The following is a 15,233-nucleotide window of genomic DNA, read 5'->3' on the forward strand; positions in this document are numbered from 1 at the left end:
TGTTCCCGCCTCGTAAAGAGGCAAACCACGCATCGCCTCGTTTCCTGCGACAGCGGGTCTTCTTATGCGGGATGGCGGCGCGCAGGCTCGCTGTCGTGCAAGTAGCGGGTGTAGATGTCGCGCGGCGGCTGCAGGCCGCAATCGGCCAGGATGCGCCCCACTGCGCCACGGTGGTAGCCGCCGTGGGTGATGATCTGCAGCAGCATTTCGGCGCGGCTCATCCGGCCATGGCCGCCGTCGGTGAAGGTGAAATCGATGCTTTCCGACAATTCCGCCTCGCTCAAACCAGACGCGTAGGCGATGTACCAGGCATCGGTTTCGCGCGCCGCCGCCAGCAAATCGGCCAAAGCCGGCGTTTCCGGAGTGTTGGTGGCGGCATAGCCATGCGCTTGGCCGCTCAGATTGCCGCGGAAAATCCGGTCCACCACGTGGATGTGGTTGAGGATGCGGATGGCCAGATGGCGGCGCTCCGGATGCGCCTCGCCATCCAATCGCGCGGTCAGCGCGTACAGCTCTTCATCCGCCCAGGATTTGTAGCGGAACAAGGAGGGGAAGAAATCGGCAAAACTCATCGCGTGGTCTTTCGCTCATCAGGATCAGCCGCCGATTCTCTCACGCGAACTTGCCGACGTCATGCGCCGTAAGCGATCAAAAACACTTCCACCGCCGACGCCACCCAGGCGGGCCGGCTTTCCTTCGGCGCCAGCTGGTCCACCAGGCCAGTGATCATCGCCACCTGGCATTCGGCATGCAGCAGGCCGTGGAAATGCATGGCCGCGGTCCATGGCGACGCATCGCGCAGGCGTCCGGCCTGAATTTCCGCGGCCATGAAATCGGCCAGCTTGCCCCAGCCCACCTTGGGGCCGTTTTCATAGAACAGCAAGCCCACCTCGGAGCGGCTGCCGCTGCCCATCACGATGGCGCGCAGGGCCCGCAGCTCGGGGCTGAACAGATTGTCCAGATAGGCCTCGCCGAAATCCTGCAGCACCGCTGGCAAATCGCCGCCAGGGATGAGCTTGGTGTAGACCTTGGACATTTCGCCGGCCAGACAGGACATCACGTCCAGGAACAGTTCTTCCTTGGACGAAAAGTAGTTGTACAGCGTGGCCTTGGAGCCGCCGGCCCGCGCCGAGATTTCCGACATCGACGTCGCCTCGTAGCCGCGTTCCAGGAAGACCTCGGTCGCCGCCGCGACGATAGCCTGTCGCTTACTTTCGCTTTTTGTACGCATATCCACCCTTAAACTGAACCGTTCAGTTCAGTTTTTCTTGACAAGGAAACTTCGCTCGCCATATAACTATACCGTACCGTACAGTTAATGTCTTGAACACGACGAGCGAATCACCATGAACCCCACCGCCCCGTTTTTTTCTTTTACAGCGAGCGCCAGTCTGGCCGCGGCCCTGGCGCTGCTGCTGGGCGGCTGCGCCGCGACGCCCGACCTGGGCCCGGCGCCGCAAAGCAAACCGCTGCAACAATACCAGATTACGCAAAGCCTGCCTTCCGGCCAGGGTCAATGGAGCGACAGCCAGTGGTGGCGCAAGTTCGGCGACGCGCAGTTGAACCAGCTGATGGACGAGGCGCTGAGCCAGGCGCCCGACCTCGCCGCCGCCCGCGCCCGCGTCGAACGCGCCGAAGGCATGGCGCAACAAGCCGGCGCCGCGCGGCTGCCCAGCGCGGACCTGAACGCGTCCATCAACCGCGACAAGCAAAGCTATAACAACGGCATGCCGGCGCCGCTAGGCTTCAACACCAGCGGCCGCGCCACCCTGGATTTCAGCTATGAGCTGGATTTCTGGGGCAAAAACCGCGCCGCGCTGGCGGCCGCCACTTCTGACCTGGACGCCGCCCATGCCGACGCGGCCCAGGCGCGGCTGATGCTGACAACCTCGCTGGCCGCCGGCTATGCCGAACTGGCGCGGCTGTTCGCTGAGCGCGATGCCGCCGCGCAGGCGCTGGACGTGCGCCAGCACAGCGCCACGCTGATGCTGCAACGCTGGCAGCAAGGCATGGACACCCGCGGCGCATTGCGCCAGGCCGAATCGCGCCAGGCCGGCGCCGCGGCCGATCTGGAAGCGGTGGATGAAAACATCGCGCTGCAGCGCCATAGCCTGGCCGCGCTGATCGGCGCCGGACCGGACCGGGGTCTCGCCATCGCCCGCCCCGCCGCCAATTTGTTTCGGCCGCAAGCGTTACCAGCCGCCCTCCCCGCCGAGTTGCTGGGCCGCCGACCGGATCTGGCGGCCGCCCGTCTCCGCGCCGAAGCCGCGGCCAAGCGCATCGATGTCGCCGAGGCCCAGTTCTACCCCAACGTCAACCTTACCGCCTTCGTCGGCGCCCAATCGCTGGGGCTGGACTTGTTCGCCAAAGGCGGTTCCGGCATAGCCGGCGTCGGCCCGGCCATCAATCTGCCCATATTCCGCGGCGGCCAGCTGCAGGGCCAGTACCGCGCCGCGCGCGGCGATTACGACGCCGCCGTCGCCAGCTACGACGCCGCGCTGAGCCAGGCGCTGCGCGAGGTGGCCGACGCGGTGAGCAGCCAGGCCTCGCTGGCGCCGCAATTGACGCAACGCCAGGAAGCGCTGAGCGCCGCCGATGAGGCCTACCGTGTCAGCCAGAACCGCTTCAACGGCGGCCTGGCCAATTACCTGGACGTGCTGACCGCGGAAGACAGCGTCATCGCCGCTCGCCGCAGCCTGGCCAATCTGCAAGCCCGCCGCTTCTCGCTGGATGTCGCCCTGATCAAGGCCCTGGGCGGCGGCTACCAACAAACGACGCAACAGGCCGCCCGCTGAGGCCGCCGGCACACCCACACAAGGAATACCCATCATGAGCGAAAACGTACAAGCCCTGCCGGCCTCCGAGGCGCCCGCCGCCGCCGGCAAACCCCTGCAACGCAAGAAACTGTTCTCGCTGCTGTTCGGCGTCGTGGCCGCGGCCGCCGTCGCCTATGGCGGCTACTGGACGCTGATAGCCTCCCATCATGTCAGCACCGACAATGCCTACGTCGCCGCCGAGATCGCCCAGGTGACGCCCGAAGTGGCCGGCACCATCCAGCAAGTGAAGGTGGTGGACACCCAGCCGGTGAAGGCCGGCGACGTGCTGGTCGAGTTGAACGACAGCGACGCCAAGCTGGCGCTGGCCCAGGCCGAAGCCGATCTTGCCCGCGCCGAGCGCCGGGTGAAGGGCTATTTCGCCAATGACGAGGGCCTGAACGCCCAGGCCCAGGCGCGCGATGCCGACCAGACCCGCGCCGCCGCCCAGCTGGCCTCCGCCCAGGCTGACTTCGCCCGCGCCAAGCTGGACTTGCAGCGCCGCCAGGCGCTGGCGAAAAGCGGCTCGGTGTCCGGCGAGGAGCTGAGCAACGCGCAGAACGCTTTCGCCACCGCCGAAGCCAATCTGAAGTCCGCCGCCGCCGCCCGCCAGCAAAGCGAGGCCAATTACCGCGCCGCGCTGGGCTCTTTGAAAGCCAACCAGACGCTGACCGCCGACAGCACCGTGGAAAACAACCCGGAAGTGATGCTGGCCCGCGCCAAGCGCGACCAAGCCAAGCTGGACCTGGAGCGCACGGTGATCCGCGCCAAGGTGGACGGTGTGGTGGCCAAGCGCCAGGCCCAAGTGGGCCAGCGCGTGCAGGCCGGCACGCCGCTGATGTCGGTGGCGCCGCTGCAAAACGCCCACGTCGACGCCAACTTCAAGGAAGTGCAGCTGAGCAAGGTGCGCGTCGGCCAGCCGGTGGAGCTGACCGCCGATCTGTACGGCGGCAAGGTGGTCTACCACGGCAAGGTGGCCGGCCTGTCCGGCGGCTCCGGCGCCGCTTTCGCGATGATTCCGGCGCAGAACGCCACCGGCAACTGGATCAAGGTGGTGCAGCGGCTGCCGGTGCGCATCGCGCTGGATCCGGCGGAACTGAAGGCCCATCCGCTGCAAGTGGGGCTGTCGATGGAAGCCACCATCGACGTCAGCGAGTGAGGCTCCCATGTCTAGCGCGAATCCCGCTGCCGGCGGCGTCCAGCAACCGCTGACCGGCAATATGCTGTGGCTGGCGGCGCTGGTGCTGGCCGCCGCCAACTTCATGGTGGTGCTGGACACCACCATCGCCAACGTGTCGGTGCCGAATATCGCCGGCGGCTTGGCGGTGTCGTCCAGCCAGGGCACTTATGTCATCACCTCTTACGCGGTGGCCGAGGCCATCATCGTGCCGCTGACCGGCTGGCTGGCGGCGCGCGTCGGCACCGTGCGGCTGTTCGTCGGCTCCATGCTGCTGTTCGGCCTGTTCTCCATGCTGTGCGGCCTGGCCGGCTCGCTGGAGATGCTGGTGCTGTTCCGCGTGCTGCAAGGCCTGGCCGGCGGCCCGCTGATGCCGATGTCGCAGACGCTGCTGCTGCAGATCTTCCCCAAGCAGAAGGCCGGCGCGGCGATAGGCTTGTGGAGCATGACCACGCTGGTGGCGCCCATCATGGGGCCGATTCTGGGCGGCACGCTGTGCGACCAGGTCAGCTGGCCGTGGATCTTCTACATCAATGTGCCGATCGCGCTCGGTTGCGGCTTTGTCGGCTGGAAGCTGCTGAAGCGCTATCAAAGCCAAACCGCCAAGCTGCGCATCGATGTCGTCGGCCTGGCGCTGTTGATGCTGTGGGTGGCTTCGCTGCAGCTGATGCTGGACAAGGGCAAGGAGCTAGACTGGTTCGGCTCGCCGCTCATCGTCGGCCTGGCCATCGCCGCGGTCATCGGTTTCGCCGCCTTCCTGATCTGGGAGCTGACCGAGGCCCAGCCCATCGTCGACCTCAGGGTGTTCCGCCATCGCGGCTTCTGGGCCAGCGTGCTGACCATCTCCCTGGCCTTCGGATCGTTCTTCGGCGCCACCGTGCTGACGCCGCAATGGCTGCAGGGCTATATGGGCTATACCGCCACCCAGGCCGGCTACGCCACGGCGATGAGCGGCGTGCTGGCGGTGATGGTGGCGCCGATCGCCGCCCAGCTGTCCTCGCGGCTGGACCCGCGCAAGCTGGTGTTCTGCGGCGTGATGTGGCTGGGCTGCGTCACCTTGTACCGCAGCTTCTCCACCACCGACATGGGCTTCTGGCAGGTGGCGCTGCCGCTGTTGTTCCAGGGCCTGGGCATGCCCTTCTTCTTCGTGCCGCTGACCGGCCTGGCGCTGGCCAGCGTGGAGCCGGCGGAAGTGGCGTCCGCGGCGGGCCTGATGAGCTTCATGCGCACGCTGTCCGGCGCCTTCGCCACCTCGCTGGTCACCACCGCCTGGGACGACAAGGCCAATTACAACCATGCCGAACTGGTCGGCATGGTGGACGGCGGCGGCGACGCGCTGCGCGCGCTGACCGGCGGCGGCCTGTCCGACAGCGCCGCCTGGGGCACCATAGAACAGATGCTGCAGACGCAAAGCATCATGTTGTCCACCAATCAGATCTTCTGGCTGGCGGGGCTGTCCTTCATCGTCGCCGCCTGCGCCATCTGGCTGGCGCCCAGGCCCAGCCGCGTGGCCGACACCAGCCAGGCCCATTGATTTACGCGTTGTTTCACCCTTGCCCCGCGCCCTTGTGGCCGGGGCTTTTTTATTTCCGTCCGCGAGGCCTGGATTTACATATAGCCACCATCCTGTAACAGACCTTTACATGGAATGCGTGGTATCAATATGACAAACAATAATCAATGACGACAACGCCGCGCCTTCACCTGCAATCACTTTGAACAGACAGGATTCCCTTACCGATGAAGCACTCGATGACGCGGCTGGCGCTGACGCTGGCCATCGCGCTGGCCGCACAGGCCGCGCAGGCCTCTCCCCCTCTCCCGCTCCGCCATGATTTCGCCCAAGCCTGCCAAGCCTTATGGGGCGGCGAAAGCGCGCGCAGCCGCTGGGTGAAAGACGACGGCCAAGGCGGCCTCGCCTATGCGCCGCTGAACGGCAACGGCGATCATGTGATGGACTTCTCAAGCGCCGGCTATATGGGCGGCGGCGTAGCCTTGCCGATCGCGCCGGTGAAAGCGACCGTGCAAGCCAGCGGCAACGCGGCCAGCGACCTCGCCAACATCCAGGCCGCCATCGCCAAAGTGGCCGCCCTGCCGGCGGTGAACGGCGTGCGCGGCGCGGTGCTGCTCGCCCCCGGCACCTTCCTGCTCAGCAGCCCTATCCAGTTGGCCAGCGACGGCGTGGTGCTGCGCGGCAGCGGTTCCGGCGCTGGCGGCACCGTGCTGAAGGCCCAAGGCGATGGCCACGCGATGCTGAGCCTGGGCGCCAGCGCCGGCAGCCTGACGCCGCAAGGTTCGACCGTCGCCATCAGCGACAGCTATGTGCCCTCCGGCAGCAGCGTCATCCATGTGGCCAACGCGTCCGGCTTCCAGCCCGGTGACACGGTGATCGTGCGCCGCAAAGCCAGCGCCGAATGGATACATTTCATGGAAATGGACCAGCTGTTCCGCGACGGCAAGCCGCAAACCTGGATCAACGCCGGCAATAGCAGCGAATACTGGCTGCGCGCCGTCGCCGCCGTCAGCGGCAATCAGCTGACGCTGGACATTCCGTTGTCCGATTCATTCGACAGCGGCTACCTGGGCCCGAACGGCGGCAGCGTGCAGAAATACCAGGCCAGCGGCATCACTAGCCAGATCGGCGCCGAGCACTTGGCGCTGGAAGGCTTGCCGCGCGGCAGCGGCGCCGACTACGGCGTGGCCAATCTGGACAATCTGGCCGACGGCTGGCTCAACGACATCCAGGCGCATAATTTCACCTCCGGCGTCGTCGTCGGCAAGCAGGCTCGCCGGCTCACGCTGGAGGCCGTGGCGCTCACCCACGATCACAACAATATCGACTGCAAGGGCGCCAAGGAATTCGAGTTCAGCATCGCCGGCAGCCAGGTACTGGTGGACCGCAGCGCGTCCACCGGCAGCAAGAAATCGTTCTATTACGCCACTCAGGCCCAGGCCGGCGGTCCCAATGTGCTGCTGAACTTCAGCGGCCGCGCCGAAGCCTGCGGCAATATCGAGCCGCACCAACGCTGGGCCACCGGCCTGCTGGTGGACAACGCCGACGTCAGCGGCGCCATCGCGCTGGGCAACCGCGGCGCGGACGGCAGCGGCCACGGCTGGAGCATGGGCTGGGGCGTGGTGTGGAACGCCAAGGCAGACCAACTGGACGTGGCCGCGCCTCCCGGCGCCAGCAACTGGGCCATAGGCAGCAGCGGCGCGCTCAGCCCCGACATGCCGGACGCGCAAGGCGTGCCGGCGCCGCCGCAGCTGGGCGCGGTGGACTCCGCCAATGTCCGCGTCGGCCCGGACAGCCTGTACCTGATGCAGCTGTGCCAGCGGCTGGGTCCGCAGGCGGTGAAAAACATCGGCTATGCCGCCTCGCCTAAAACAGCCAACGCGCACCGTCCGCTCCTTAGCCGCTAAACCAGAGATGCCCGCTCGGCGCGCGCCTGCCGGGCATCTCTGGCTGCTGTCCAGCTTTCAAGAATCGCACAAGAACATTCCAATCCAATATCATATCCGCTCGCGCCCCCCCCTCACCCGCACCGCAAAGCCGCCATGCCAGACCACCGCCACTTCGCCACGCCCAGGCTGTACCTGCAACTGATCCTGGTCATGATCATCTGGGGCGGTACCTTCATCGCCGGCCGCCAGCTGGCCGGCCACGCGCCGCCCCTGCTGGCCGCCGCGCTGCGCTTCGCCGTCGCCAGCCTGTGCCTGCTGGGCTTTCTCGCCCTCAGCCGCACGCCGCTGACCCGCCCCACGCCCCGGCAAGCGTTGCGGCTGCTATTGCTGGGGCTGTGCGGCATCTTCGGCTACAACCTGTGCTTTTTCTACGGCCTGCAGCATGTCAGCGCCTCCCGCGCGTCCTTGATCGTGGCGCTCAATCCCGCCGCCATCGCGCTGGCCTCGCGGCTGTTTCTGGGCGAACGGCTGCCGGCGGGCAAGCTCGCCGGCGTGGCCTTGAGCCTGGCCGGCGCGGCCTTGGTCATTCTGGGCCGCGACGCTAGCGCTTTGGGCGGCGCCAAGGACTGGAGCGGCGATCTGCTGATTCTGGGCTGCGTCGCCAGCTGGGCGGCCTACAGCGTCGCCTCGCGCGGCTTGTCGCAAACGCTGGGCCCGCTGCAAACCGTCACCTGGTCCATCCTGTTCGGCACGCTGATGCTGCTGGCCGCCGCCGCGCTGAGCGGCGATCTGTCCCGGCAGGCGCTGGACGCGCTGGGCGGCGCGCAATGGAGCGGGCTGCTTTATCTGGGCGCGCTTGGCTCGGCGCTGGCCTATATCTGGTACTACGACGGCATCCGCGCGCTCGGGCCGACGCGGACCGGCGTGTTCATCGCGCTCAATCCGCTAAGCGCCGTGCTGCTGGGCGCGCTGTTGCTGGGAGAAAAGCTGACGCCGCAGATGGGGCTGGGCGGCGCGCTGGCCATCGCCGGCATTCTGCTGAGCAATCTGGCGCGGGACAAAGCGCCGGCAGCCGCGGCCATTCGCCAAAGCTGATCGTTGCCGGTTTGTCAGCGCCGCGCGGGGAGGCGATAATCGCCGCCCGATGTTGAAGGACGCAATCATGGATGAAACGAGCGTGCGCCTGTCCAAGCGCATGGTGGAACTGGGCTTGTGCTCGCGCCGCGAGGCCGATGCCTGCATTGAGCAGGGTTTGGTGAAAGTGGACGGCAAAGTGGTCAATACGCTGGGCGCGCGCGTGCGGCCGGAACAGGAAATCACGCTGGCCGGCACGCCGCAGGCGCTGGCGACCTTGCCGGTGACCTTGCTGCTGAACCGCCCGGCCGAAGACGACACCCCGCCGGCGCAACTGCTGGGGCCGGACAGCCGCTCGCCGCAGGACGCGTCGGAGCAAGTCTGGCTGGCGCGCCACCGCCAGCAGCTGACCGCCATCGGCGCGGTTGACGAGTGGTGCCATGGCCTGGTGGTGCTGACCCAGGATAAAAAGCTGCCGCGCCATCTGGCCGAATGCGAGATGGAGTTCCTGCTGCAAGTGGCGCGCGCGCCCGCCGCCGACGACCTGAAAGCGCGCGTCGCCGCCATCCGCCTGGACGGCAAGCCCTTGCGCCAGTGCAAGATCAGCCGCCAGAGCGACCAGCAGTTGCGCTGCGTCGTCTACTCGCCGCGCGCCGGCTTCTTCGATGAAATCGGCCGCCAGCTCGGCGTCCAGCTGCAGGGCGCGCGCTGCATCCGCATCGGCCGGCTGGCGCTGTCCGGGCTGCAGCCGGGCGAATGGCGCTATCTGCAAGCCTTCGAGCGCTTCTGATCACGCGCTTCCGGACAAGTGGGCCAGCTTGTCCGGATTGCGCATCGCATACAGCGCGATGATCCGGCCGGCCGCGTCGCACTCCAGCGACAGCGCCATTTCCAGCCGCCCATCCCGCCAGGCCAGCGCGCCGGGCATGCCGTTCAGCCATTGCGGCGTCAAACGGAAACCTTCCGCGCGCCAGCGCCTCCAGATGCCCAATAGCAATCTGGCCACCGCCAGCCTGCCGGACAGCGGCGCGGGCAGCGCGCGGGCCTTGCCGCCGCCATCCGCCATATACAGCGCGTCCTCAGCCAGCAACTGCGACAGCTCCGCCGCGTCGCCGCTCTCCAGCGCCCCGACAAAAGCCCGGAACAGGCCCTCCGGATCGGCAGGCGGACGCGTGGCTGCGGCCGGCTCTTCCGCCAGCTTCCGCTTGGCCCGGCTGGCCAGCTGGCGGCACGCTTCGGGACGGCGCTGCAAAACCCGGCCGATTTCCGGGTATTCCAGCTCGAACACCTCGCGCAGCAGAAAAGCCGCCCGCTCCAGCGGCCCCAAACGCTGCAGCGCCAACAGCCAGCCGTAGGACACCCGCTGCGCGCGCTCGACCAGACCTTCCGGCCCGACGCACGCGTCGTCCGCCGCCAGCGGCTCCGGCAGGCAAACGCCGACATATTGCTCGCGCCGGCTGCGCGCCGACTTCAGCCGGTCCAGGCACAGATGGGTGGTCAGCCGCGTCAGATAAGCCTCCGGCGTGTCCAGATCCTCCAGAACGCAGCCGCTCCAGCGCAGCCAGGCGTCCTGCACCGCGTCTTGCGCGTCGGCGCGCGAGCCCAGCATCCGGTAAGCCAGCGCCAGCAAACGGGAACGCTGCCGCAGGAAAATCGGCAAATGCATGCCGCCCTCCGATTTCACACTCTGATGTCACAATGATACGGCCTATCTCGTCATCCCCGCTCATATGACAAATCAAAGGAGCTGCAGATGACGACCCGCAAACCGCGCATTCTGATTTTGGGCGGCGGCTACGCCGGCCTGCACCTGGCGCGCCGTCTGGCCCATCCCGCCATGCCTGCCGCCGATATCACGCTGATCGACGCCAACGACAGCTGGCGCGAACGCATCCGCCTGCATCAATTGGCCGCCGGCCAAGCCTTGCCGGCATTTGCCTATCCCAGCATGCTGGCGTCGCTGGGCGTGGCCTTCGTCCAGGGACGGGTCGAAGCCATCGAGGCCGAGGAGAAACGTGTCTGGATACAGGCGCCGCAAGGCGGGACGCGATGGCTGGAATACGACTACCTGGCCTTGGCGCTGGGCAGCCGCATCCGCCGGCCCGCCGCGCTCGATGGCCTGCTGGCGCTGGATCATCCCGGCCACGCCCAAACCATCCATGAGCAGTTGGCAGCGCGGCCGCGCGCGCGGGTGCTGATCGCCGGCGGCGGCCTGTCCGGCCTGGAAACCGCCTTCGAATTGGCAGATGCCTGGCCGCAGGCCGCGATTACGCTGGCCGATGCCGGCCAGCTCACGCCATCGCGCCTGCCCGGCGGCTTTCACCGCAAGGCGGCGGATTATCTGGCGCACGCCGCGGCGCAACGCGGCATCCGCTGGCTGAGCGGAGCGGAGGTGATCGCCGCCGAAGCCGGCCATGCCACCCTGAAGGGCGGCGTTACGCTGGATTTCGATGTCGGCGCGCTGGCCGCCGGCTTCGCCGCCTCGCCCTTGATCGCGGCCGCGGGGCTGGCTTGCGACGCGCGCGGCCAAGCCCTGACCGCGCCCGACCTCAGCCTGCCGCAGTGGCCGGAAATCGTGGCGCTGGGCGACAACGCCGCCATGGCGACGCCGGATGGCGGCCCCTGCCGGATGAGCTGCGCGACAGCCCTTCCCGCCGCCATCGGCGCGGCGAACACCCTGCGCGCCCGCATGACCGGTCAAGCCGCCGCGGCTTTTCATTTTCAATACGTGTTCCGCTGCGTCAGTCTGGGGCGCGGCGACGGCCTGATTCAGTTTGTGGATAGCCGCGATGCGCCGACCCGGCAAATCTGGACCGGCGCCAAGGCGGCGGCCTGGAAGGAGTTCATCTGCCGCCGCACGCTGGCGACGCTGGGCTTGATCGACGCGCCGCAACCGCCGCATCTGCCGCCCTTGGCGATTCTGCCCAGATTGCAAAGGATGCAGCGCGCCTTCGCGTAGCCGTCTGAGCGCGATGCCGGGCGGGATACCACAACGGGATATAAAATAAAAATTTATCGGAACTCAGATTTTAATATCCTGTCTTTATTGCATTACAAACATAACAAGAGATCTCGCTCATGCCCCACGACACCCCCTTGATCACCACCATTGTCGGCGGCCTGGTGTTCGCCTTCGCCTTCGGCGCCTTGGCGCTGCGCCTGAGGCTGCCGCCGCTGGTGGGCTATCTATGCGCCGGCATCCTGGTCGGCCCGTTCACGCCGGGCTTCCAGGCCGACACCGCGCTGGCGCCGGAACTGGCGGAGCTGGGGGTGATCCTGCTGATGTTCGGCGTCGGCCAGCATTTCTCGATCAAGGACCTGATGAAGGTGAAAGCCATCGCCGTGCCGGGGGCGCTGGCGCAGATCGCGGTGGCGACCGCGCTGGGCATGGGCTTGTCGCATTTCCTGGGCTGGCCGCCGGGCGAGGGGCTGGTGTTCGGCCTGGCGCTGTCGGTGGCCAGCACCGTGGTGCTGTTGCGCGCGCTGGAGGAGCACGGCTGGCTGGAAAGCGAAGACGGCAAGGTGGCGGTGGGCTGGCTGGTGGTGGAGGACCTGGTGATGGTGATCACCCTGGTGCTGCTGCCCGCCTTCGCCGGCGCGCTGGGCGGCGGCCAGGCCGCGCCGACCTGGAGCCAGCTGGGCTGGACGCTGGCGCTGACCGTGGGCAAGGTGGCGGCCTTTGTCGCGCTGATGCTGGTGGTGGGCCGCCGCTTCATTCCGTGGATGCTGGAGCGCATCGTCCATACCGGCAACCGCGAGCTGTTCCGCCTGGGCGTGCTGGCCACCGCGCTGGGCGTGGCTTACGGCGCCACCCAGTTGTTCCAGATCTCGTTCGCGCTGGGCGCCTTCTTCGCCGGCATGGTGCTGGCGGAGTCGCCGTTCAGCCACCGCGCGGCCGAGGAATCGCTGCCGCTGCGCGAAGCCTTCGCCGTGCTGTTCTTCGTGTCGGTGGGCATGCTGCTGGACCCGCAAGTGCTGCTGCATGACGCGCCGGCGCTGCTGGCCGTGGTCTTGATCATCGTGCTGGGCAAATCGCTGGCCGCCTACGGCATCGTGCGGCTGTTCCGCCGCGGCCACTCCACCAGCCTGCGCATCGCCGCCAGCCTGTCGCAGATCGGCGAGTTCTCCTTCATCCTGGCCGGCCTCGGCCTGTCGCTGGGCCTGCTCAGCGCGCGCGGCCAGGCGCTGATCCTGGCCGGCGCCATCGTGTCCATTTTGCTCAACCCCTTGATGTTCCGGTTGGCGGAGCGCTATCGGATCGCATAAAAAGGTCAGGTAAACTATACTAGTTGCCACTATCCACGCGGCGTCGATGCGCCGCGTTCGCTTTTTCGACTGAAGAAATGGTTGCGCCCTGATGTCCGCTGTCGCCGCAAGCCAGGGCGATATCGTCCTGCGCCGCATGAACGCCGAAGACCTGCCCGCCGTGCTGCATGTGCAGCGCCGCTGTTATCCCGACCACCTGATAGAAAGCCTGGATGCCTTGGCCTCGCGCCAGCGGCTGTCGCCCGACACCTGCTGGGTGGCGGCCCGCCAGAACGCCTTGCTGGGTTATCTGTTCGCCCACCCCTGGCGCGGCGACCAGCCGCCCAGCCTGAACCAGCCCTTGCGCGCCTTGCCGGAAGCCGGCGATACGCTGTTCATCCACGATCTGGCCCTGCACCCGCAAGCGCGCGGCCACGGCTTAGGCCCCAAGCTGGTCGGCCAGGCGCTGCGCCAGGGCCGCAAGCTGGGCCTGCGCCACAGCCGGCTGGTGGCAGTGGAAGGCGCGGCCGCCTGGTGGCGCAAACACGGTTACCGCGGTTATGCCCTGCCCCACTATCCGCTGAACGGCTATGGCGACGGCGCCGTCAGCATGCAATGCGAGCTGTAGCCGCGTGATGCTATAAACATTAGGCCGGCCCCTGCCGCCATCTATGGTAGAATCGCGCGCAACGCGTTCAAATTGCTATGAAAAAATTCATCGCCACGCTATCGCTGCTGGCTTTGGCGCTGTCCATTCAGGCCGCCCGCCTGCTGCCGGATAATCTGGTGCTGGGCACGCTGGGCGAGCAGGATGACAGCGGCGTCGACTTCACCCGCGGCGACCGCACCATTTTGCAGCGCTTAAGCGCCTTGATCGCCGCCGAACCCAGCCATTTCGCGCTCTCGCCCGGGCTGCGGATTTTCGACGAGCACAACCGCTTCCTGTTGAGCGGGCAATTGAACAATCTGAAAGGCCGCGCCGTTGGCGTGACCTTCGATCAGCAGGGCAACATCAACCGCATCTGGGTGCTGGGCGATGAGGAAATAGCGGCGCAGAAGCAGCGCCAGGCCCAGACCGCTCCCTGAAACCGAATACAGCTGGAAATCCGAGTAGCAATGAAGAAGGTATACATCAAGACCTTCGGCTGCCAAATGAACGAGTACGATTCCGACAAGATGGCGGACGTGCTGGGCAGCGCCGAAGGCATGGTCAAGACGGACAATCCGGAAGAGGCCGACGTCATCCTGTTCAACACCTGTAGCGTGCGGGAAAAGGCCCAGGAGAAAGTATTCTCCGACCTCGGCCGCATCCGCCCGCTGAAGGAAGCCAATCCCAACCTGATCATCGGCGTGGGCGGCTGCGTGGCCAGCCAGGAAGGCGACGCCATCGTCAAGCGCGCGCCGTATGTGGACGTGGTGTTCGGCCCGCAAACGCTGCACCGCCTGCCGGACTTGATCGAGAGCCGCAAGCAGAGCGGCCGCTCGCAGGTGGACATCTCCTTCCCGGAAATCGAGAAGTTCGACCACATTCCGCCGGCCAAGGTGGATGGCGGCGCGGCCTTCGTCTCCATCATGGAAGGCTGTTCCAAGTACTGCACTTTCTGCGTGGTGCCTTACACCCGCGGCGAAGAAGTGTCGCGCCCGTTCGAGGACGTGCTGACCGAGATCGCCGGCCTGGCCGCCCAGGGCGTCAAGGAAATCACGCTGCTGGGCCAGAACGTCAACGCCTACCGCGGCGCGATGAGCGATGGCGAAATCGCCGATTTCGCGCTGCTCTTGGAATACGTGCACGAAGTGCCGGGCGTGGAGCGCATCCGCTTCACCACCAGCCACCCGCGCGAATTCAGCCAGCGCATCATCGACTGCTACGCCAAGCTGCCCAAGCTGGTTTCCCACCTGCATCTGCCGGTGCAGAGCGGCTCCGACCGCGTGCTGATGGCGATGAAGCGCGGCTACACCGGCCTGGAATACAAGTCCATCATCCGCAAGCTGCGCGCCATCCGCCCGGACCTGTGCCTGTCCTCGGACTTCATCGTCGGCTTCCCCGGCGAAACCGAGGCCGACTTCGAGCAGACGCTGAAACTGGTGCGCGATTGCGAGTTCGACTTCAGCTTCGTGTTCATCTACAGCCCGCGCCCGGGCACGCCGGCCTCCAACCTGCCGGACGACACCCCGCATGCGGAAAAAGTGCGCCGCCTGGAAGCGCTGAACGAGGTGATCGAGGCCAAGGGCTTCGCCATCAACCAGTCCATGGTCGGCAGCATCCAGCGCGTGCTGGTGGAAAACGTGTCCAAGAAGGACTCCACCATGCTGGCGGCGCGCGCCGCCAACAACCGCGTGGTCAACTTCGCCGGCCACCCGCGCCTGCTGGGCCAGACGATAGACGTCCGCATCACCGCCGCCTTCCCGCACTCGCTGGCCGGCGAGGTGGTGACCCACGAGAGCGCCTGACCGTGAAAGGGCGCGGCGCGCTATGCAATGTAAATTGCCGGGCGTATGCTGTGCCCTCTTTACTCACGGAG

14 protein-coding genes are annotated in these 15,233 nt (G+C 66.8%); 11 read left to right on the forward strand and 3 right to left on the reverse strand.

The window, feature by feature from the left end:
* Nucleotides 1–62 precede the first annotated feature (62 nt).
* Both NKT35_RS04485 and NKT35_RS04490 read right to left on the reverse strand, forming a co-directional pair.
* On the reverse strand, nt 63–572 hold the full coding sequence (locus tag NKT35_RS04485) for a DinB family protein (protein ID WP_254299255.1): 510 nt from the start codon (nt 570–572) through the stop codon (nt 63–65).
* A 59-nt stretch (nt 573–631) separates the two neighbouring features.
* Nucleotides 632–1,231 (reverse strand): TetR/AcrR family transcriptional regulator, encoded by a 600-nt coding sequence (locus NKT35_RS04490; RefSeq protein WP_254299257.1) that lies wholly within the window; start codon nt 1,229–1,231, stop codon nt 632–634.
* A gap of 115 nt (nt 1,232–1,346) precedes the next feature.
* Here NKT35_RS04490 and NKT35_RS04495 point away from each other — a divergent pair, with 115 nt between their 5' ends.
* The 6 genes from NKT35_RS04495 to NKT35_RS04520 all read left to right on the forward strand — a co-directional run bounded on the left by NKT35_RS04495 (nt 1,347) and on the right by NKT35_RS04520 (nt 9,256).
* Entirely contained in the window at nt 1,347–2,795 is a 1,449-nt protein-coding gene (locus tag NKT35_RS04495) for an efflux transporter outer membrane subunit (protein WP_254299259.1), read from the forward strand.
* Nucleotides 2,796–2,829: 34 nt separating this feature from the next.
* A complete protein-coding gene (locus NKT35_RS04500) occupies nt 2,830–3,972 on the forward strand; it encodes an HlyD family secretion protein (RefSeq protein WP_254299261.1) in 1,143 nt (380 codons plus the stop codon).
* Between the two features lie 7 nt (nt 3,973–3,979).
* Nucleotides 3,980–5,524 (forward strand): DHA2 family efflux MFS transporter permease subunit, encoded by a 1,545-nt coding sequence (locus tag NKT35_RS04505; RefSeq protein WP_254299266.1) that lies wholly within the window; start codon nt 3,980–3,982, stop codon nt 5,522–5,524.
* A gap of 206 nt (nt 5,525–5,730) precedes the next feature.
* Nucleotides 5,731–7,410 (forward strand): pectate lyase family protein, encoded by a 1,680-nt coding sequence (locus NKT35_RS04510; RefSeq protein ID WP_254299267.1) that lies wholly within the window; start codon nt 5,731–5,733, stop codon nt 7,408–7,410.
* Nucleotides 7,411–7,545: 135 nt separating this feature from the next.
* Nucleotides 7,546–8,487, forward strand: coding sequence for a DMT family transporter (locus NKT35_RS04515; protein WP_254299268.1), 942 nt, complete (start codon nt 7,546–7,548; stop codon nt 8,485–8,487).
* A gap of 67 nt (nt 8,488–8,554) precedes the next feature.
* Nucleotides 8,555–9,256: a S4 domain-containing protein gene (locus tag NKT35_RS04520; protein ID WP_254299269.1), complete on the forward strand. Its 702-nt coding sequence runs from the start codon at nt 8,555–8,557 to the stop codon at nt 9,254–9,256.
* Here NKT35_RS04520 and sigJ read toward each other — a convergent pair whose 3' ends face one another.
* A complete protein-coding gene (gene sigJ, locus NKT35_RS04525) occupies nt 9,257–10,132 on the reverse strand; it encodes an RNA polymerase sigma factor SigJ (RefSeq protein WP_254299270.1) in 876 nt (291 codons plus the stop codon).
* 87 nt (nt 10,133–10,219) lie between these two features.
* On the opposite strand from sigJ, the gene NKT35_RS04530 reads away from it, so the two are divergent.
* From NKT35_RS04530 to miaB, 5 genes are all read left to right on the forward strand, one after another.
* Nucleotides 10,220–11,425, forward strand: a complete 1,206-nt coding sequence (locus NKT35_RS04530) for an NAD(P)/FAD-dependent oxidoreductase (RefSeq protein ID WP_254299271.1) — start codon at nt 10,220–10,222, stop codon at nt 11,423–11,425.
* A 119-nt stretch (nt 11,426–11,544) separates the two neighbouring features.
* Nucleotides 11,545–12,732, forward strand: coding sequence for a cation:proton antiporter domain-containing protein (locus NKT35_RS04535; protein ID WP_254299276.1), 1,188 nt, complete (start codon nt 11,545–11,547; stop codon nt 12,730–12,732).
* Between the two features lie 91 nt (nt 12,733–12,823).
* The gene (locus NKT35_RS04540; protein ID WP_254299278.1) at nt 12,824–13,339 is read left to right on the forward strand and encodes a GNAT family N-acetyltransferase; all 516 of its coding nucleotides are present in this window, start codon (nt 12,824–12,826) and stop codon (nt 13,337–13,339) included.
* 77 nt (nt 13,340–13,416) lie between these two features.
* Nucleotides 13,417–13,797, forward strand: a complete 381-nt coding sequence (locus tag NKT35_RS04545) for a hypothetical protein (RefSeq protein ID WP_254299279.1) — start codon at nt 13,417–13,419, stop codon at nt 13,795–13,797.
* A gap of 30 nt (nt 13,798–13,827) precedes the next feature.
* On the forward strand, nt 13,828–15,162 hold the full coding sequence (gene miaB / locus NKT35_RS04550; protein ID WP_254299281.1) for a tRNA (N6-isopentenyl adenosine(37)-C2)-methylthiotransferase MiaB: 1,335 nt from the start codon (nt 13,828–13,830) through the stop codon (nt 15,160–15,162).
* Nucleotides 15,163–15,233 lie beyond the last annotated feature (71 nt).

The organism is Chromobacterium sp. IIBBL 290-4 (assembly GCF_024207115.1).
GTDB lineage: Bacteria > Pseudomonadota > Gammaproteobacteria > Burkholderiales > Chromobacteriaceae > Chromobacterium.